Consider the following 270-nt stretch of genomic DNA (forward strand, 5'->3'; position numbering starts at 1 on the left):
GCAGCTGCGTGCCAAGCAGAAGCTGAAGGGCTATTACGGCGAGATTCGCGAAAAGCAGTTCCGCAAAATTTACGACGAGGCTGCGCGCCTGAAGGGCGACACCTCGGAGAAGCTGATCGGCCTTCTGGAGAGCCGTCTCGACGCGATCGTCTACCGCGCGAAGTTCGTGGCGACGGTCTTTGCGGCGCGCCAGTTCGTCAATCACGGTCATGTCCGCGTCAACGGCCAGAAGGTCAACATCCCGAGCTATCGCTGCAAGCCGGGCGACGT

The 270-nt window shown here is 61.1% G+C and carries 1 protein-coding gene; it reads left to right on the forward strand.

All coding sequences use genetic code 11. From position 1 onward, the window contains the following. Positions 1-270, forward strand: a 270-nt coding sequence (gene rpsD, locus CH341_RS32600) for a 30S ribosomal protein S4 (protein WP_111423770.1), incomplete at both ends; no start/stop codon positions are given.

Source organism: Rhodoplanes roseus (assembly GCF_003258865.1).
Taxonomy (GTDB): domain Bacteria; phylum Pseudomonadota; class Alphaproteobacteria; order Rhizobiales; family Xanthobacteraceae; genus Rhodoplanes; species Rhodoplanes roseus.